The 454-nt window shown below is 73.3% G+C and carries 1 pseudogene; it reads left to right on the forward strand.

Annotated features, from left to right (window positions below):
* Nucleotides 1–454, forward strand: a pseudogene (locus ACEN88_RS34270) (hypothetical protein); the annotation flags it as partial.

Here is a 454-nt window from a genome sequence, read left to right on the forward strand (position 1 = left end):
CCTCCCCACCGCGTACCGCGGCGTGGCCGAGCTGGGGCAGATCGCGGGCGTCGGCATCCTGTGCGTCGCCCTGCCCGCCTGCCTGACCGTGCTGCCCGCACTGATCCGCATCACCGATCCGCCGGCGGGGGCGCTCGCGCCCGGCTACCCGTGGCTCGCCGGCATCGACCATGCGCTGCAGACCCACCGCAGGACCGTGCTCGCGGCCACGCTGGCGCTCGTCGCGGCCGGCATTCCGCTGCTGTGGCGCCTCGAATTCGACTTCGATCCGCTGCACCTCAAGAATCCCGGCAGCGAATCGATGGCCACGCTGACGTCGCTCGCGCGCGGCACCGACATCGGACTCGACAACGTGCAGGTGCTCGCCCCGTCGCTGGCACGGGCCGCGGCCGCGATGGCATCCAGTTTTTCCGGCTGGCGGTCGGGCACGAGGCTGGCGGCCGCCCGCCTGCTG

Origin of the sequence: Massilia sp. CT11-108 (genome assembly GCF_047302915.1) — a bacterium.
GTDB lineage: Bacteria > Pseudomonadota > Gammaproteobacteria > Burkholderiales > Burkholderiaceae_D > Telluria > Telluria orientalis.